The organism is Dyadobacter beijingensis DSM 21582 (assembly GCF_000382205.1).
GTDB classification, from domain to species: Bacteria; Bacteroidota; Bacteroidia; order Cytophagales; family Spirosomataceae; genus Dyadobacter; species Dyadobacter beijingensis.
On the sequence record NZ_KB907788.1, the window covers coordinates 623,228 to 641,192 of the forward strand.

At 52.6% G+C, this 17,965-nt stretch carries 20 protein-coding genes; 9 read left to right on the forward strand and 11 right to left on the reverse strand.

Annotation, left to right across the window (positions count from 1 at the left end):
• The first annotated feature begins 190 nt into the window (after window positions 1-190).
• Window positions 191-457: a SymE family type I addiction module toxin gene (locus H144_RS32025; RefSeq protein ID WP_019943113.1), complete on the forward strand. Its 267-nt coding sequence runs from the start codon at window positions 191-193 to the stop codon at window positions 455-457.
• Between the two features lie 26 nt (window positions 458-483).
• Here the strand turns inward: H144_RS32025 and H144_RS33910 are convergent, their stop codons facing one another.
• From H144_RS33910 to H144_RS0116100, 4 genes are all read right to left on the reverse strand, one after another.
• Window positions 484-657, reverse strand: a complete 174-nt coding sequence (locus tag H144_RS33910) for a type II toxin-antitoxin system ParD family antitoxin (protein ID WP_019943114.1) — start codon at window positions 655-657, stop codon at window positions 484-486.
• Between the two features lie 98 nt (window positions 658-755).
• Window positions 756-1,511, reverse strand: coding sequence for an MBL fold metallo-hydrolase (locus tag H144_RS0116090; protein ID WP_019943115.1), 756 nt, complete (start codon window positions 1,509-1,511; stop codon window positions 756-758).
• An 81-nt stretch (window positions 1,512-1,592) separates the two neighbouring features.
• Window positions 1,593-2,276, reverse strand: coding sequence for a hypothetical protein (locus tag H144_RS0116095; protein WP_019943116.1), 684 nt, complete (start codon window positions 2,274-2,276; stop codon window positions 1,593-1,595).
• Window positions 2,273-2,602, reverse strand: coding sequence for a T9SS type A sorting domain-containing protein (locus H144_RS0116100; protein WP_019943117.1), 330 nt, complete (start codon window positions 2,600-2,602; stop codon window positions 2,273-2,275). Before H144_RS0116100 ends, H144_RS0116095 begins: the two co-directional genes overlap by 4 nt.
• 148 nt (window positions 2,603-2,750) lie before the next feature.
• On the opposite strand from H144_RS0116100, the gene H144_RS0116105 reads away from it, so the two are divergent.
• The gene (locus tag H144_RS0116105; RefSeq protein WP_019943118.1) at window positions 2,751-3,581 is read left to right on the forward strand and encodes a hypothetical protein; all 831 of its coding nucleotides are present in this window, start codon (window positions 2,751-2,753) and stop codon (window positions 3,579-3,581) included.
• Window positions 3,582-3,591: 10 nt separating this feature from the next.
• Here H144_RS0116105 and H144_RS0116110 read toward each other — a convergent pair whose 3' ends face one another.
• Complete coding sequence (locus H144_RS0116110; protein WP_019943119.1) at window positions 3,592-4,959, reverse strand: alpha/beta hydrolase; 1,368 nt, start codon at window positions 4,957-4,959, stop codon at window positions 3,592-3,594.
• Between the two features lie 198 nt (window positions 4,960-5,157).
• Here H144_RS0116110 and H144_RS0116115 point away from each other — a divergent pair, with 198 nt between their 5' ends.
• On the forward strand, window positions 5,158-5,595 hold the full coding sequence (locus H144_RS0116115; protein WP_229207916.1) for a glycine zipper family protein: 438 nt from the start codon (window positions 5,158-5,160) through the stop codon (window positions 5,593-5,595).
• A 52-nt stretch (window positions 5,596-5,647) separates the two neighbouring features.
• Here H144_RS0116115 and H144_RS0116120 read toward each other — a convergent pair whose 3' ends face one another.
• Entirely contained in the window at window positions 5,648-7,147 is a 1,500-nt protein-coding gene (locus H144_RS0116120) for a BNR-4 repeat-containing protein (protein ID WP_019943121.1), read from the reverse strand.
• Between the two features lie 168 nt (window positions 7,148-7,315).
• Between H144_RS0116120 and H144_RS0116125 the strand changes: the two genes are divergently transcribed.
• A complete protein-coding gene (locus H144_RS0116125) occupies window positions 7,316-7,969 on the forward strand; it encodes a dihydrofolate reductase family protein (RefSeq protein ID WP_019943122.1) in 654 nt (217 codons plus the stop codon).
• Between the two features lie 87 nt (window positions 7,970-8,056).
• The gene (locus H144_RS0116130; protein ID WP_019943123.1) at window positions 8,057-8,821 is read left to right on the forward strand and encodes a methyltransferase domain-containing protein; all 765 of its coding nucleotides are present in this window, start codon (window positions 8,057-8,059) and stop codon (window positions 8,819-8,821) included.
• Between the two features lie 3 nt (window positions 8,822-8,824).
• Here the strand turns inward: H144_RS0116130 and H144_RS0116135 are convergent, their stop codons facing one another.
• Window positions 8,825-9,715 (reverse strand): NAD(P)H-binding protein, encoded by an 891-nt coding sequence (locus H144_RS0116135; protein ID WP_019943124.1) that lies wholly within the window; start codon window positions 9,713-9,715, stop codon window positions 8,825-8,827.
• A 79-nt stretch (window positions 9,716-9,794) separates the two neighbouring features.
• Here H144_RS0116135 and H144_RS0116140 point away from each other — a divergent pair, with 79 nt between their 5' ends.
• The 4 genes from H144_RS0116140 to H144_RS0116155 all read left to right on the forward strand — a co-directional run bounded on the left by H144_RS0116140 (window position 9,795) and on the right by H144_RS0116155 (window position 12,111).
• Window positions 9,795-10,181: a winged helix-turn-helix transcriptional regulator gene (locus H144_RS0116140; RefSeq protein WP_019943125.1), complete on the forward strand. Its 387-nt coding sequence runs from the start codon at window positions 9,795-9,797 to the stop codon at window positions 10,179-10,181.
• Between the two features lie 84 nt (window positions 10,182-10,265).
• A complete protein-coding gene (locus H144_RS0116145; RefSeq protein WP_019943126.1) occupies window positions 10,266-10,676 on the forward strand; it encodes a DUF6157 family protein in 411 nt (136 codons plus the stop codon).
• Window positions 10,677-10,804: 128 nt separating this feature from the next.
• The gene (locus tag H144_RS0116150) at window positions 10,805-11,386 is read left to right on the forward strand and encodes a hypothetical protein (protein WP_019943127.1); all 582 of its coding nucleotides are present in this window, start codon (window positions 10,805-10,807) and stop codon (window positions 11,384-11,386) included.
• 26 nt (window positions 11,387-11,412) lie between these two features.
• Entirely contained in the window at window positions 11,413-12,111 is a 699-nt protein-coding gene (locus H144_RS0116155; RefSeq protein WP_019943128.1) for an aspartate/glutamate racemase family protein, read from the forward strand.
• Between the two features lie 64 nt (window positions 12,112-12,175).
• Here the strand turns inward: H144_RS0116155 and H144_RS0116160 are convergent, their stop codons facing one another.
• The 4 genes from H144_RS0116160 to H144_RS0116175 form a co-directional block, all read right to left on the reverse strand.
• Window positions 12,176-13,747: a M81 family metallopeptidase gene (locus H144_RS0116160; RefSeq protein ID WP_019943129.1), complete on the reverse strand. Its 1,572-nt coding sequence runs from the start codon at window positions 13,745-13,747 to the stop codon at window positions 12,176-12,178.
• Between the two features lie 95 nt (window positions 13,748-13,842).
• Window positions 13,843-15,150 carry a glycoside hydrolase family 99 protein gene (locus H144_RS0116165; protein WP_019943130.1) on the reverse strand — a complete coding sequence of 436 codons (1,308 nt, stop codon included), beginning with the start codon at window positions 15,148-15,150 and terminating at the stop codon, window positions 13,843-13,845.
• A 127-nt stretch (window positions 15,151-15,277) separates the two neighbouring features.
• Window positions 15,278-15,967, reverse strand: coding sequence for a DUF3823 domain-containing protein (locus H144_RS0116170; RefSeq protein WP_019943131.1), 690 nt, complete (start codon window positions 15,965-15,967; stop codon window positions 15,278-15,280).
• 102 nt (window positions 15,968-16,069) lie between these two features.
• Window positions 16,070-17,965 carry a RagB/SusD family nutrient uptake outer membrane protein gene (locus tag H144_RS0116175; protein WP_019943132.1) on the reverse strand — a complete coding sequence of 632 codons (1,896 nt, stop codon included), beginning with the start codon at window positions 17,963-17,965 and terminating at the stop codon, window positions 16,070-16,072.

The window sequence follows — 17,965 nt, forward strand, 5'->3', positions numbered from 1 at the left end:
AAATCATAGATTTTTTTCTTGTCATTTACATGCACGTGAAAATATAATTTCTTGGCGTTTTGTGTAAATTAAATAGCAGATTGCATCACATTTATCAGTTTAATTCGCTGTATTTCAGTTGTTTGATTCTTTTCTTGCTTTGATTGTTAGCATTTTCTGTGTTAATATTGCCATGTAAACATTACAAACTATGCCACACAGAAAACAATCTCCGGCCCCCACCGAACGCCGCCTTACCGTCTACCACAAATACCTCCCGCGCGCATACAAATACACCCTCATGCCCGAAATCCGCCTATGTGGTAAATGGCTGGAAGAAGCCGGTTTTGAATGCGGCAACGAGGTCACGGTGAGGTGTTTTGGGAATAAATTGGAGATTACGCTCAATCCGGTGAAAGAGCCGGAGCCTGCGCCGGTGAAGAAACGGAGAGCTGCGCAAAAGAAGGTTGGTTGGTAGGAAATGTTTAGCCAACTGAGATTCCATTAGGAAACAGTTTTGGCACGCATTCGAGTCTTAAATTTCTCAGCGTCAAAGTTATCGACCCAGCCACTTTGTTCCCCGGCGATCAATGCCTGCCTTAATAGTCTCAGTTTTTCGTCTTTTGTGGTAAGCGTATCGGAATGCAGACCCAGGGAAGTAGATTTGTTTTTGGCCATGACGAGTATTGTTGGTACTGTAAAAATACCAAAACCCACCAACAAAAAATCCCTCCGACAACTCGAAGGGATTCCAATGCATTATCAAAGGGAAAATGCTATTTCACCGTATACCAATCCCTAACCCGCACATCAATCTTACCATCCTTCTCATTCACCAATTTCTTAAACGCCTCCGTATCGCTAAACCCATTCTGCCCGCGATAATGATAAGGATAAACCACCTTCGGCTTAAACGCGAGGACGGTGGTTGCAGCCTCGTTAATATCCATCGTATAAGGCAAATTCATGCACACGAATGCCACGTCGATGTTTTTCAATGCCTTGATCTCCGGGATGCCGGAGGTGTCGCCGCTGAGAAAGACCGATTTGCCGCCCAGTTTGAGGACATAGCCGTTGCCGCGGCCTTTGGTGTGGCGGGAGTCGGCGGTCTCGGGGAGGTTGTACATCGGGATGGCGGTGATGCTGATGCCGAGCTTTTCGGTGGTGGCGCCGTTGGCGAGGACGGTCGTTTTGGCTTTCAGGGCGTCGGACATTTTGTCGACTACGGCCTGCGGGGCTACGATGACGGTGCCGGTCAGGTCGAGGGCGTCGAGGGAAGCCGGGTCGAAGTGGTCGCCGTGGATGTCGGTGATCACGATCAGGTCGGGTTTGGCGATGCCTACGAACGTTTTAGGCGCCTGATAAGGGTCGGCGTAGATGGTTTTGCCGTTCCAGGTGAGCGCCAGCGTGGCGTGGTTGAGCGGCTGGATTTTGAGCGGACCTTTGGAAGTCGAGATTTCATCGGGCTTGGGAAGCTGGGCCCAGCAAAGCGAGGCCGCGAACAGGAGCAAAAGAGTGAACGTCGTTTTCATGATGTGTTGGTTTTAGAACAATCAAATTTAGCTTTCCCGCCGGCTTTTGCAACTTTCGACCGTGAGAATGTTCAGGCTGAACTACTTCAATTTGAATCCCACTTCAAGCGATAGTACATCAAACCTTTCGTTTTTGGCCTTCCCTAAATCGCCTTTGATCCGGTTCAACACGCCGATGTCGTAGCGGAGGTTGATGACCGTCCTGGGAAACCGGTACGATAGCTCAACGGGGATAACCGGCAGAAAAGTTTTGTAATGGTGGTTGCTGATAAACGACTTCTCCGTCGGCAGGCCGTAGCCGTAGATGGCCGGCGTTCGGGAAAAGGAGGCGAGGAGTACCTGCAAGCCAGCTCCGGCGCCCAGCGAAAGGTGGTCGGCGAGGTGGTAATGGATGAGGCCGTTCAACCCCGCCAGATAATCGGAACCGCCTGCCTGAAAGATGCCGACGTCTTCTCCCACCGCGCTTTTCAGTTCTACCGGATCGTCCCAATACGACACTTTGGACAAATATCCGTGGGCTTTTAAATGGAAATCCGCGGAAAGCGGCCGGAGCATGAAGGCGCCGAAACCAATGCCGCCCAGCAAAAATTTCGGGTCGGTATTCTTGTTGTATGCCAAAACAGGGTAAACGGATTTTTTGGAACCGCCGCCGGGAATGTGCAGGTTCGCATTCGCATCCAAAAACCATTCGGTGGAGGCCTCCTGCGCGTTTACGTGAAGGGCTAGGAGCAATGCCGAGGCCCAGATGATGATGCGGCAAGTCATAAGATCATAAATTTTTTGGTGTACACCGAACCGTTCATGCGTAGTACCGCGTGAAATGCGCCCGTGCCGAAAGGGGTCGGGTCAAAATCGAAACTGTTCGCAGGATTGCCGCCCGGCACGTACTGTTCAAATACCGCTTCGCCGTCCGTGTCGAAAATTTGCAGCGTAAACTCATGCAGCGCATCATTTTCGACGTGAATACGGACGCGCTCGGCCGTCGGGTTCGGGTAAACCACGAGGGTGAGCGCCGGCTCTGGCTCGATTTCGGGCGGATTATTGCAGCTCCAAAGAAGCGATGCAAAAAGGAAAGCATAAAGGTATTTCATGCAACAGAAAAAAGGTGTAGGTTTCGACTGCGCCGCAAAGCGGTGGCCTCAAAGTTAATAAGACATTTGGCGGTTACAAATCGACCATTGTTTTTGTTGCGGTTGAAAAAGTCTGCTTAGCTTGCGCCTGCATTGGCTGTGTTTTTTTATGATCGTTCAATACTTGAAAATGGCGTCCCTGGCACCACCGGTGCCGAAAGCCCCGAAGCGGTTCTGCGTGCTATTTACGATTGTGATGGCATTACTATTTACCGATGCAAACCCGGCACTGGCGCAGCAGTTTGTCGTGGCGCCGTTCAATTTTAATGTGGAAAACGGTCTTTACACACCTGCCAGCACGAATGCGCAGGTGCTCGCGGGTACGGAGCAGGAGATTGCACCGCAAACCGCAATGCCCAAGCCCGATCCGACCCTCGCGATGCTCTTCCCGCAACCGGGCGGCATTTTGCTTTTCAAATCCAAGGATATCAAGGAGGCCAATAATGTGGTTGGTAAACTCATGAAGCCCTCACTGGTCGTGATCGATACCATTTTTCATAATCAGGTTTATCTCCAAAAAAACGCTGATGGCGGCCAATATTCGTTTGATATGTGCTATTCCGTGCGGATCGACGGCAAGCGCTATTACACGGACTTCCGGCCGCATACCTTCACCTACTTCCGCTATCCGCTGGTGTATCATAAACAGCTTTTCATGATTGCCGCACAAGACATGGGTTATGAAGTGTACGCCGACAAAGGCTACCCCGAGCATTTTCGCATAACGGTGTTCGATATGGTCAATGGCGCTATCAAAATGCGTTTCACGAGCGAGGAACTGCCGTTTCAATACGGTTACGAATTTCTGGACCAAAGTGACGACGTTATGCAATCGGACTACAAATCCGCCGACCAGCGTTTGTATTTTGAAATCAAAGGCTTGAACGAGACTTACAAAGGCGTCTGGAATGGGAAGGAATTAAAGCATTTAAGCAGGTAATCCGGTCCTCTTACACAATAGGCGCTTCACCTTCCAGCACCGGCGGCTGCGCGGGGATGCCTGCGAGGCGTTGCAGCACATGCGCCACCACGGGCCGGCAGCTGAACAGGTAGGCGTGGTGGCTCATCAGGAAATGCCGTTCCCAAAACGTATCGAGCAGGTTAATGCCGCCGTAATCTCCCGTCCGGGCGCGTGCCATGGCTGCATCGGTGTTCGGTTCGAAGCCGTAATAGAGCGGGTCTGCGTCGGGGCCGGTGCTTTCCTTGATGATATCCAGCACATTATAAAAGTGGAAGCCGCTTTCGAGTTTCAGGCTTGGATCTTTTTTGAAGATTTCGTCGCCATAGGAGCCCAGGTTGCGAAAGTCGGTCGTGAGGCCGTTGGCGTCGGGGCGCGGGTCGAATTGGGCGGTATTGGCATTCAGGTTAAACTGTTTGGAACTCACATACAGCAGGTAATCGCTCGGATCGTAGTAAATGTGGACGTTTTTGGCGAGCTGTTTCAGCGGGGTGTAATTGTAGTGGAAATGCGGTCCCTTGAACTTCCGGCGCATATTCCGAAGCTGCACGCCGCCTTCCTGCACGGCCAGGTGCGTGATATCCGGGGCCATCAGGAAGATGTTTTCGAAAATGCCCGTCGGGATGGTATGCCCTTCGCCGGGGTTCACCATGCCGTTCAGCAGCTGGTGGCCGAATGAATGCACGACGAGGTTCAGCGTTTTGCCCGCTTCTTTCAGTTTCCGTGAAAGCACTTCAAAGTATTCAAACAGGCCGTTTCTCGTGAATTGCTCCCCGTAGCCGATCGAACGGTCGTCGGCCTTCTTACGCCAGCCGTACGACGGCCAGCCGAAATACAGCACATTGGCTACGCTGTTGTCGGGATGGGCGAAATAGCTTTGCACGAACTGCGGCACGAGGTCGAGTTTCAATCCCGGCTCCCAGTCGAATCCGTGAATGTATACAAATACATGCTTGCGCGATTCCGGCAGTCGGCTCACCACCTGCGTCACGCCGGTGGCCCACACTTCGGGAAGCAGCTCGTTGACCCGGAATGTCAGATTGGGTGAAGGAGGCAGGTTCGCAAAAAACAGCTTGTTCGGTGCATCGGCCATTTCGATGATCGGGATGCCATTCTGCTGCGCCCGGTAGCAGATGAAGAAATGCGCCTGGTCCTGTGCCGATAGCCCCGAATAACCGTCCAGCTCCACTTTGTTGGCGATTACCCTGGCGCCGTCTGACGTAATGTACCAAAGCGTGCGGTCGTCGCGTTCGGCGCGGACGATCTGTACTTTGGTGCCTTTCGTATAAAAAGGCCGGGGACCGTTGGCGCCGGGGCGCTGGGAGAGCCGGTCGAGATCGTCGCTGATAATGCCTTCCATGGAGGTGGTGGTTTAAAGGTCGAGGTATTTCGACAAGTTAGCATTATCCTAAAAAGCATCCGACTGTCATTTATTAACCGGTTCGCCGGATCAAAATAGTTTTTTAAGGAAGAGGGCCTGGCGACGCGGGCTTTGGTACGGTTTTGGAATACTTAAAAGCATAACCATCCAACACCAAAGATGAAAGCGATACTTTCAATGTTACTCGCAGCCTCCGTTTTGACGGCTTGTAACACGCAGTCTGACAAGCAGGAAGCAATTTTGAAAGCTCAACAGAAAACCATCGATTCCATGCGCATTGCCATGGAGAAAAAGGCGATCATAGATTCCATGAACACACTGAACGCCCAGCGCGAGAAAGAGGAAAAGTGGGAAGAGATTGAGAGAAATGAGGCAACAAGCCACACTCAGGCCGTTTCTCACACAGCTGCACCGGCCGCAGCCCCGGCTAAAAAGAAATGGAGCCATACCGCCAAAGGCGCAGTAGTAGGGGCGGGGACCGGCGCGATTACCGGTGCGATCGTCAACAAAAAACGTGGTGAAGGTGCATTGATCGGTAGCCTTATCGGCGCCGGGGTAGGTGCCGGTACCGGCGCAATCGTCGACCATAGCGTCAAAAAACGGAAGCAACAATAATCACAAACACGCTGTATAAATAAGAAAATGTCGGTCCCCGGGCCGGCATTTTTCATTTCACGGGTATGGGCGTGAGCATTGCCGCATGACCGTGGCGGGGCAGCCTGTACACGTCGCCATTTGTATTTGAAAAATAAATGAACGATTCCGATGGTTTCCTGCCATGCCCGTCCGCCCAGATCGCGTAAAATCCGTCCTGCGCATGTAGGGGCTTGCGCACGTACGAGTGGTTCATCGGGCTGTTGCGGGTCAGCTGCCTTTCCAGGGCCCACTGTTTGCCGCCGTCGTCGCTGCGCCACATGGCCACTTCGCCACCCGGATTGTAAGCCTGCGGGCCATCCACGGCCGGGCCCACCACCCGCCAGCTGTCTTTGGAAATGTGGTATACCGAGCCCATATCGTAATTGTTGTCCGATGTCGTTACCACATGATGCTCCCAGCCCTGCTTCCCCGGCCGGTAGAGCGTCCATTCGCGGGGGCCGTTCGCGGGACCGGCTTCGTAGCCCTTGCTGGCGATGACTAGGATGGCGGGTTTGGTTTGCGGATCAAACGTGATGTCGAGCAGGTAGCAGTTTCGTTTTTCGCTCGCATAGTCATGTACGGTAGCGGCGTTTTGGGGGCTTGTTAATGGCAGCTGCGCCGTTTCGCCATTTATATTCTGCCAGGTTTTGCCAAAATCCGACGTTTCGAGGTAATGCAGGTTCGTGCGGTAGTTAAGACCCTTTCCTTTGGGATGGTAGTCGAACGCGACGCCGATCTTGCCGTTCCGTTCCGTACTGATCTGATAATGTCCTTCCTCGATGTGGGCGAGCACTTTCCATTCGTTCCAGCGCACGCCGTCGCGGGTAGTATTGTAGCCGATCACCCGCTGCCCGGATTTGTTGTATTTGGTAAAAAGCGCGATGAAACCTTTGCCCTTCACGTGATAAACCTGGAAATAGGAGAAATTATCAAACGGCCGGGTTTCCCCATTCACCGTTTCGGTGGCATGAACACGCTCAAAAGCGCTGATATCGAATGGCTTCTTGCTTTTATGAATGTACGATGGACGCGAAATGCCGTGAGAAGTCGAAAAGATCCAGATATGACCACGATCATCGATGGAAATCACCGGGTTATCGTGCGCGTCGGTGGTCTTTTTGTCCAGTATCGTGAGCGGGTTCGCCACCTTGCCCGTCCGGTGATCGAAGTACGAGACATTGTGCATTAATGTGGAATTGGTGCTGTCCGTCCCGCCGAAACAAAAGAATGTTTTATCCACCTGCCGGGCATAGATAGCAAAAGGTCGGTGATTGGCCGGGTAAACAGCCAGCCCGCCGCTGTATTTGTACACATATTCATCATTCGAAGGCTGGTTCATATACCATATTCCCCGGAAGCCGTTCGCCTTTTTCATCACCATTTGCGCCTCGGCGAAGTTGCCGTCGGTGTTCTGGGCGGTGGCGGGTGCAGTCAGGAACGTCAGAAATGTCAGGAAGGTCAGGTATTGTTTTAAATGCGGGCGGGCGTTTTCTGCGGCGGTCATATTGCGGGCGGTGTAACTGGTGATCACATTGTTTAGTAAAACCGGCGGGGCGTGTTAGTTACTGATAACAAGCGAAAAATTGCCGCAAATGACCCTTTTCAAAGGCGTTTCGACACCCGTTCCGAATGCGCCGGCTGATCTAATTTTGTGTCAACACAATCAAAAACTATTCAGACCATTAACTTTTCGAAAACCATGAGAAAGATCATCACCAATACCTTCGCGACATTAGATGGCATTATCCAGGCGCCGGGCGGACCCGAGGAAGACCGCGCCGGCGGCTTCGAGTTCGGCGGATGGTCGTTTCACTACTGGGACGATGTCATGGGCCAGGTAATGGGCGAGGGGATGAGCCAGCCGTACGACCTGCTGCTGGGCCGCAAAACCTACGACATTTTCGCCGCACACTGGCCATTCCTGGAAAACGACCCGACGGCAGAGCAGTTTAACGCCTGCAATAAATACGTGGCTACCCAAACGTTGAAAGACGCCACCTGGCAAAATACCGTGCTGCTCAACGGCGATACCGTGGCACAGGTCAAAGCCCTCAAAGCCGCCGACGGCATCGATTTGCAGGTGCATGGCAGTGCCGATTTCATCCAGACGCTCCTTCGCCATAACCTGATCGACGAAATGAATATCTGGATCTTTCCGTTGGTAATTGGTCATGGCAAAAAGCTTTTCGCGGGCGGTACCATTCCATCCAACCTCAAACTGACGAAGCATACCGTGTCGAACACGGGCGTTATCATCACCACCTACGTACGTGATGGCGAGATCAAAACGGGTTCTTTTGCATTGGAAGAGCCGAACGAGCTGGAAGCGAAACGGCGGGAAGGAATTGCTTAAGTGACCGTTTTATGAATTGAATTTAGCTTGTAAATCTAGCATCGGTTGTTAGCTTTACAAGCTAAATTTATTTGAAATAGGTGTCGAATGGCCTGGAACCCGAAAACGTATAACCAATTCAAAACAGAACGCTCGGCGCCGTTTTATGACCTGCTCGCATTACTGAATGTGCAATCAGGGCTGGAAGTGGTCGATCTGGGCTGCGGTACAGGCGAACTTACGGCCATACTGGCCGAAGCATTACCCGGCGCAAACGTTCTCGGCGTCGATTCGTCGGCGGAAATGCTGGCGGGCTCGCAGCAAAGCAATGGGAGTACATTGAATTTTGAAAATAGCTCCATTGAAAACCAACTGACAAAGCTTCAACAATGGGATGTCGTGTTTTCCAATGCGGCCCTCCAATGGGTAACGGACCATGAAGCGCTGTTTCCTCAAATCATTTCCAAAATAAAACCCGGCGGCCAGCTGCTGGTACAAATGCCCGCTCAGCAACACAACATTACTAACCGTCTGCTCAACGAACTCGCCACGCAAGAACCATACGCGAATTTGTACCAGGGTTGGAACCGCATATCGCCCGTTCTTGAAATCAACCGGTACGCCGAAATCCTCTTCGAAAACGGCGGCAAATCCATGCAGGTTTTTGAAAAGATATACCCGCTGGTGCTGAGCGATGTGGACGCATTGCTGACCTGGGTTTCCGGCACGGCACTGATCCCTTACCTCGAACGCCTGCCCGAACCGTTAACCAGCCGCTTCCGGGACGACTACCGCGCATTACTGAGCCAGCAGTTCCCGAAAGCGCCTGTTTTTTATCCGTTTAAGAGGATACTGATCGCAGCCCGGTTTTGAATACTACCCCTGATATGCCCCCGCGAACCGTTTCGCGAAATCTTCCAGTTTAAAACTGCCCTTGATTTCCCCACGGTTTTTCCAGTAATCTTCCTGCATTGTGCCGTTTTGCAGCGCCTGGCCCATGTCGCGGTAGAGGCCGGCGAAGCTTTCGTTCAGGCCGGCTTGGAGCATGCCGTTGTAGGAATCTTCATCGGAAAAGGGGACCCAGGGCAGGCCTTCCTTGCCTATGGCCGCGCCTAATACCGCCGCAATTTCGGACGGGTGACGCTCGTCGCTGGAGATGTAGGTGATCGTCTGCGGCTCGGTGAATGGGGCGAGCAGTTGTTCGGTGGCTACTTTCGCAATGTCGTCGGTATCTACCAGGACTAGCTTTTCATCGGTGCTGCCGAAGTTGCTGCCCGCGATGCCTGCCTGCCGGATGAGGCCGATCTGGCTGTACAGGTTGTTGAAGAAATAGGAAGGACGCAGGATTTTGACCTGCAAACCCGGAATGGCCGCCAGTTTTTCCTCCAAATATCCCAGCGCGTCGATCGGTCCCGCGCCTTGGCGCAAATGTGCGCCGACGCTGCTCAGAAGCACGATACGCGTAATCCCGGCCGATCGAAGGGCTTGCACATATTTATCGGCCACTTCGCGCTGGAATGCAGCATAATCGTTCAGTGAAAAATCGCTCGGGATCATCAGGTAAGCGACGTCGCCGCCCGCAAATGCCGATTCTAGGAAGGCCTCGTCCTGCACCGACCCGATGGCCGCTTCGGCGCCCAGGTCTTCTATGGGTGCTTTTTTGGAAGGGTTGCTGCTGATAACGGTTACTGAATGACCGGCTGCAATGAGATTTTTGGTGACCGGCAGACTGATATTACCGAGTGAACCTGTGATGATGTATTTCATGTCGTTTTTGAATTGTTTTTTGATGGGACAAAGCTATATTTGTACTTACTTTTTGACAAGTACTTACCCGAGAGTATGTATGACTAAAATTAAAGAAAGCTCCACTTACAATGCGAACCGGGAGATTGTAATGCAGGAATGCCCCGTTACGTATGTGATGAACAAGATCGGCGGGCACTGGAAACCGATCATTCTCTACCATCTCCTGGCGGGCAGCAAGCGGTACAGCGAGATCAAGAAGGCGATGCCGCACATCACCGAAAAAATGCTCATCCAGCATTTGAAACAGTTGGAAAGCGACGGTTTGCTCATCCGTGAGGCCAAGCCTGTCGTGCCGCCGTTTGTAACTTACACATTGACGGAAAGCGGCCGGGAACTCGAATCGGTGATCAATGCGATGGCCGAATGGGCATTCCGTGACATGAAGCGGTCGAAGCGGTTTGAAGCGGAGGAAATGGCTGTTTAGTCGGTGTGATTTTTTTGATAAATGCAGGGTCTGCTGACATACTGTTGTCAATTAAAGCCCTAGTTTGCACGCAAAAAGCATGTCATGAAAGTCCATACCACCAATTACGAAAACACGCTGATCGAGGTCGCCGACGATTGTCCTGCGACTGCGGGCGAAGTACCGCCGGTGAAAGGCGATGTCAAAACCGTCGCGAACATGCAGTTCGAAATGATCAGCAAAAATCCTTATAAATTCACTTCTGACGACGTCTTGTTCCAGGTTTTCGCGGAGCGGAAAGACCTTACCGAGAGCGAATTGGAAGAGGCACGGAGACAATTTTTTTCCAAAGGTCAGGCTTGCCTGCGGGCCTCGCCGCTTACCAAACGGTATGGCTGGGGCGTGCACAGTGATCAGGAGGGGAAGATCGCGCTATATGCGTGCGATAGTCCGGAGTATAAAAAGTTAAAGGATAGCGACCTGAAAACGGTGAAAGCGATGAAATCGAGCCGGTAAGGGACGAGTGCTGTGATGGTTAGCGGCAGCACATTCAGTTTGAATATCGGTTATCCGCTCTGAAAATGGCGCACAAGTAAGTGCATTTTCAGAGCGGATTTTTTAATTTACCAAAAACTATAAACGCCATGAAAGCAAACATCAGAACTATTCAAAACGTCGCGTGGCTGCGCGAAACGCTTCTGTTTTTCCGTAGCCATTACCTCATCGTACTTGGTCTTGGCCTCATTGCCGCCGTCGGCCGGATAGTACAGCTCGGCGCATTTGGGTCGATTTCTCCCACACTGCACGTAGTCATGGAAGTGGTGATCGAATCGGCCCGGATTTTACTTTTCGTATATGCATTGGGCCTCACGCATTTGAAAAAAGGTTTTTTTAGGATAAAACTGATGCTCACCAGCGGCAAAGCCTGGAAGGAAAACTGGCAAAAAGCGGTCGTCCGCCTGAGGTCCGAATGGCGGTCGTTGCTCGCAAGTTTTGTGATTTACCTGCTGATCGCCTGGGTGATCAACCTGCTGATCGACTACACGGCCTACCAGACCTGCCTCTATTACAAACTCAAAATAAACAACATCATCGCCGAACAGTCTTCGGAATGGGTGATCATATTGTTTTTTAAGAACCTATCGGTTATTCCTCTCACACTGATTTTCAATGCATTATTCCTGCTCTGGGTGACAGGCAGCGTTTCGGGCCGTGATAATGCCTGAGTTTTTTTAACTACACCAGTACAAAAATGAAGAAGTTAGGTCTCGTAGGCGGTATGAGCTGGGTCTCGACCGTCGATTATTATCGTTTTATCAACGAGGGTATCAATGCAAAGTTAGGTGGGTTAAACTATGCCGAATGCATGATCTATTCGGTGAATTTCAATGCGTTTGTAAGTAATAACACGGCCGGTAAATGGGACGACACCTTTCGCATTCTGTTGGATGCCTGCCGGAATCTCGAAAAAGCGGGAGCCGAAGCCATTGTGCTTTGCGCCAATACGGCTCACGCCGTTGCCGACCGACTGGAAGCTGAAATTAGCCTTCCGATAATCCATATTGTCACCGCAACCGCCGCGGCTATCCGGCAGGCGGGGCTTCGGAAAGTGGGGCTGCTTGGAACGAAGTTTACGATGGAAATGGATTTTTATAAAGATAAACTGGTAAGCCTGGGCATTGAACCGATTATTCCCGCTGAGCAGGAAGCCCGTGATTTCATACAAAACACCCTGCGGGACGAACTGGGAAAGGGCATTATCAGGGACGAGACTAAAAAGGGCTATCTCGCGATCATCGATGAACTGATCGCGCAGGGCGCAGAGGGGATCATCCTGGGCTGCACCGAAATTCCGGTGGTGCTCAATCAGGACGACGTGCCGGTACCCGTGTTTGATACAACGCGTATCCATTCCGATGCCGCCGTCGCATTTGCGCTTGATAGCCGATAAATGTATTCATAAAAAAGCCGGCCGTTCGTGTAAATGGACAGCCGGCTTTGTATTTCAAATAACCTTAAAGCGAGTCTGACGACGGCACCAGTTTTGCCTTCAAATCGGGATCTTTCATATCCTTGTCGAGTGGAAACATGGGGCGTTTGATGCGTTTGTACGGCAACCGCTCCAAATCCTGATCCACGCCGCCCGGCGTGAGGGACAAAATCCAGTCGGCGCGCATGTTGTACAGTTCCGGTTCGAGGTACCCGATTTTCACCACCACGATATCCGATTCGCGGGGTTTGAGGCCCAATCTGGTGAAGTCCGCTTCTTTGTGGTAAGGCTTCCGTTTTTTCGTCACAATCACGCGCACGCTGCCCACTTTGACTACCACTTCCGTTTCCGCATTCACATCACCGTGATGGATCGCTTCCACCGTTCCCACCAAATGCACCGGCGGCGCAAATCGCGCATCGACTTTCGCGCCGGCATAGGCATCAATTTTACCGCCAACACCCGCTTTCACGGCAGCCTCCACGAGTTCGGGGCCTGGAATGGATGCATAAATGAGCGAAGGGCCATTTTCGGGCTGGAATTCAGGGCGTTTCAGGATTTCGGTGATCGTCCAGGTAACGTCGCCTGCACCGCCCGCAGTAGGGTTATCGCCCGAATCACTGATAAAAAACGGATGTTTGTTGCTGGCGAGCGCTTTGTTCAATGCCCCTTTGAGATCGTCGGTAGGCGCTACGAATGCGAATTCCTTGCGCACATCCCAGAAGCTTTTGGCAAGCATTTCGGCGCTTTCGGTCACTTTGGCCTTATCGTCGCCCGTAACCATCACGACGGCGTGGTTACGAGGCTCGTCCGCCCACGCGTAACCCACCCACATGGCGGCATCAATCACACCCGGCTGCACGGAAGCAGGTGCTACCTTCGCGTAAAGCGATTTTCCAGGCTCAATGCGGGTACTCGTTTTTTCGCCGGGAAGCAAGACGGGAACTGGAATCCACGCCTTGTACGCGGGTTTACCCTTCCCGCTTTCGAGACGCGATAGGAGATTGGCAACGGCCCGGCGCTTGGATTGCATAGCGTCCTCGTGGGGCGCCATCCGGTAGCAGGTAATGAGGTCGGTATGGTGCGCGAGGCGCCACGACACATTGCCGTGCAAATCCATACAGGTCGAAATGAGCACTTTTTTGCCGATCACCTCGCGAATGCGGGTAATCAGGTCGCCTTCGGGGTCATCCAGCCCCTCAACGCTCATCGCGCCGTGAATATCGAAGTACAAGCCGTCGTACGGGCCATTCGTTTTCAGTAATTCCAGCGTCTGCTTCACCAGCGATTCATATGCCGCACGTGTTACCATCCCGCCCGGCAGCGACTTTCCTACGAGTGCCGGCAGCCATTCCGCGCGCTTCCGCAAACTGGAATCCGCGGCCATGAAGGGGTAGGAGGTAAAGATCTGTTCGCCGTATTTGGCCTTGAAAGCCGGTTCTTCCGTCCGGGCAGGCGAGAACGTGCTCGACTCGATACCCAGGCCGGCGATCGCAATGCGGGGAAGTGCTTTCAAATTTTTGTCTTCCCCGGCAAAGGAAAACGCGTGAAATGACGCAACGAAGAAAGAAATGATCAGAGAAAATGTAATTTTCATATAATATGTTTTAACAAACAGACTTTTGGGTTCTATTTTGTTTAAACATAGTGAAAAATGGGGAAAAATGCGGCTTTGCGTTTTTCCGCTATCAACTACTTACGAGCCGGTTTCGCGATGCTGTATTCACCATTTCCATGAAACCAGTTCGCGCCTTGGCCCACCAGCCACAGGTAGTAGTCCGAAGGCAGATCTGCTTCGATCCCTACGAACCGGCCGTCGCCATTTAGCGGGGTTTGGCCTTCTTTGACGGTTTTGAAGATGGCCGTGCCTTCGTCGACCTCGTCGAACATGGCTACGTAGAGGGCTTCGGCGCCGGACATCTTGGCGCCGGCGATTTGCTGCCACAAGAACTCGCCTTTGTTGCGGGGGATCTGGTTGTAGAGCGAATGGTCGTTTTTGAGGTTACCCCAGCTGAAACCCGGGAATACCAGCGGCGCATAATCGATCTTGTTCGTTTTGCACCAGGCGATGTCCGCAGGAAGGTTCGGGCCGGCGACGTTGGTATAGGTAGCGGCATTATACCTGCCTACCGCCCAGGGCATGATAATGTCGGCCTGCTTGATGACCGTGTGCAGCAGGGGCGAGTTTTCCGTATCACGGCCGAGTTCGCGCCAGTAATAGGGCACGCCGAGTAATATGGACGCCTTCTTGGTCGGGCCTTTTACCTTTTCAACAAGTTTCTGAATGTCGGCGATGGTGTATTTGCGGCCGTCGTTGAAGCCAATGCCCCAGATGGCGAGTAACGGGCGGCCGTTGTGCCGTAGGTAAGTCGGGTTTTCCTGGCCATCGAAAAGCCTGAACAGCTGTTGCAGCTCTTCCCAGTCTTTGGCAATGAAGTCCATATCCGCGGACGTCGAGCCGCTGAGGTCGTACATGATGCTGATCGCCCGGCCGTACTTTTTGGCAGCTTTCAATGCGTTGGCCAGCACTTTGTTGAAATGGCGTTTGCCGCTTTCGCCTTTGACCTCTACTACGAACCGCTGCATATATACCCCGTCGATGCCGTGTTCTTTCATCCATTTAAAATGCAGGTCCACACTTTGTTCATCGTAGGGGCTGTACACTTTCGCGGCTTCGCCGTTGGCGTATTTGAATGTGGTCTTGTAAGTGTTGGCGTATTCGGTCACGTCCGGCCAGAAATCGATCGATGCGAAGCCAGGTTCAAACTTGCCGGATTTCTGGTAGTGGTGCCAGCCGCGTCCGGCGCCATCGCCTTCGGCAGTGAACCAGCCCTGGTAACCCGCCATGACCAGGCCTTTATAGCTTTTGAACAGAGAATGTGATTCGTCGTATTTGACTTCTTCAACCGGTTTCGGGTCTTCGGTTTTGGGAGCATCGCCGCCGCCTTTGCAGCCGATTGAGATGATCGAGAGGCAGAACAGGAGTTTGAATAATTTCATTGGGGGCTGTAAGCGTGGGGCTGTAAGCACTAGGCTGTAAGCTGTAAGCTTTTTGTTTAATTGAGTTTGGTTTAATATTCAAGACCGTAGGCATATAGCTTATAGCCTGAAGCCTACGGCCGTTCACTTACAATGCCAACCGCACCGCTTTGGCATAATTAAACTTCGATTCCGGGGCGTCTATGATGGCCCCGGCGCGGAAAAAATACTGATTGCCGCTTTTCAGGACGTTACTGTTCGACGGCAGGTCGATTTCCACCTGGTACACCTTGTTCGGGTCGATTTTGCCATTGATCTCCTGTTCGGCCAGCGCCACGCGTACGGGTTCGCCCACGGACGGCTCCGGGTGCACGTAAAGGCCGATTTTGCGCACATTATTGATCACGGTTTGCTGCAATTTGAATTTCGCTACGACTTTGGTGCCCACTTTTTCAATGCTCGCTTCCTTCACGCGAATGTAGGGCTGGACTTTGAAATCCAGTTTCGTTTCCCCTTTGATCGTTACTTCCTGCGCGGTCATCGGTACAAAATTCCCGCGTACGGGCGTGATCGTGTACGTGTTCGCGAAGATGAGGTTGTTGCGGTAACTCCCATCGTTTTTGACGATCATCGTCTGCTTGGTTTGCGAAGCATACCCGTGCTCGATGAATTCGATCGTGCTGCCGCGGATGATGTCCTGCTCCACGGGCTCATTGGTTTCGGCATCCAGAAAAGTACCGTAGAGTTGTGAATCGGGCGCCGGGTAATTGTCGACGCTGCATGCGCCTGCGCCGAAAAGCAGCAGCAGGGCGGGAATATAGGTTAGTATTTGTTTCATTGTTTAAATGGGGTTTTTGCTTTAAGCTGTATGCTGTAAGCTTTAAGCTTTTTTCGCACACGAGCGTGAGCATATAGCCTATTGCTTAAAGCATACAGCCTGTTAATACTGCGGATTCTGGACCAGGCCATTCGCCCCGATACCGGGGATGTAGCGGTAGTATTGGCGGTAGTCGAATGTCGACGGGTTGCTTCTTGGCACATTGATGCGCACGAAAATGTATTTCGCGGGCGTCGCGCGCAGGTCGAGGATCGGCAGCAATGCGTGGCGCATCGTGTTGTTGAACAGCGTATGGTATTCGCGGCGGCGGATGAGGTCCCAGAAACGCTTGTTTTCGAATGCCAGCTCCACGCGTCGTTCGCGGATCACATTGTTGATTGTCAATGGGATCTCGGTTTTGTGACCGGCCCGTCGGCGGATGTCGTTCAATGCTTTCGCACCTTTCACTTTGTCGCCCGTGCCGCTTTCGGCGATGGCCTCGGCGTAGTTGAGCAGGATTTCGGCATAGCGGAAATCCGCAAAGTCGGTCACGCATTGGTTCCAGCCCGGGGCGATGTTGAGTCCTTCATTTAAAAACTTCTTGAAACTCACGCCCGTACGGGTATTGTTGCCGCCCCAGGTATCGAAGCCCGAGTATTTGGTACGGTCGGACGCGCCGTAGGTATAGTACGTCGTGCCGTTGTGGGTGAACGGGTCGCCGCCCATGATCTGCGCCGCACCGTCGGGCTTGATAAATCCGGCCTGGATTACGATTTTCTGGCCTTTCCAGCTCGTTCCGGGCAGGATCATCGTCGCCCACATGCGCGCGTCGCGACCTTTGAAAATATCGTTTTCGGTATCGAACCTTTTGTATTGTTTCGACGCATTGAAACCGGTATAATCCGTAAGGTCGTTGGCGGCGGCGGATGTGGCAATCGGAGCGCTTTCACCGGGCTTGTCGTAGCTTTCGTAAATGTCCATCAGTTCCAGCGTCGGGTTCATGCGGCCCGGGTGCGGCCAGCCGTTGGCGGTCTGGTTAGGCTGGAACCAGATGCCGTAGTTGTGGCCTGTGCCCGAGCCCGGTCTCGCGTAACCTTTGATAAAAATCACTTCTTCCGGCGCGTTGTTGGGATCTTCGAAAAGCAGCCGGTAGTTGTTTGCCGCTTCGTCGGGCGTGGCGGGCGAGGGTTTGAACAAGCTGAATTTGCCTGAATTGATGATCGCTTCCGAAGCATCGATGGCCGCTTTGTAGTACTCTGCCGCCGCCGCTTTGTCCAGGCCCACCAGCTTCTGATCTACCGCGGTGCCTGAAATAGGGGCGCGGTCGCTGTATTTGGCGAGAGACGCGGCATGCAATGCGGCGCGGGATTTCAAGGCATAGGCTACCCATTTGGTCGCACGGCGTTCGCCTCCCGGCCACGAGTCGCCGAGGTTGGAGATAGCCGTATCGCATTCTTTCATGACAAAATCCCAGGTTTCCTTCTCGGTGCTGCGGGGCACTTTCAATGCTTCCACATCGCCCTCATACTTCTGTACGGAAGTGATCAAAGGCACACCGCCATAGCGTTTCACCAGCGCGAAATAGGCATATGCGCGAATGAATGCGCTTTCGCCGATCAGCGCTTTGCGTTCGTCGTCGGTAACGTCCAGGGTAGGGATAATGTCGATCAGGATATTCACGTCCCGGATCAGCTTGTAACCCTGGTCCCACCATTGAAAATCACCATCTCCGATAAAATCACCGAATTCGGTATGCACAGCCTCGTCGGTCGACATGGCCGGGGCGAAGCCGCCGTTGTTCGGGTCGCCGGTGTTCCAGTTGAAGCCCTGGCGGAAGAAGGTAAAGTCCTCGATCGGCAGCTGGTAATACAGGTTCGCCATGTACAGCTTCACGCCCTCAGGGTTCGAAAAGAGGTTTTCACCCTGTAACTTATCCAGCGGCTGCTTGTCGAGCACATTGCCGCAGCTCATCGCTACCAGCACGACCAGCAGGGTTAGGGTATGTTTTAAATATCTCAT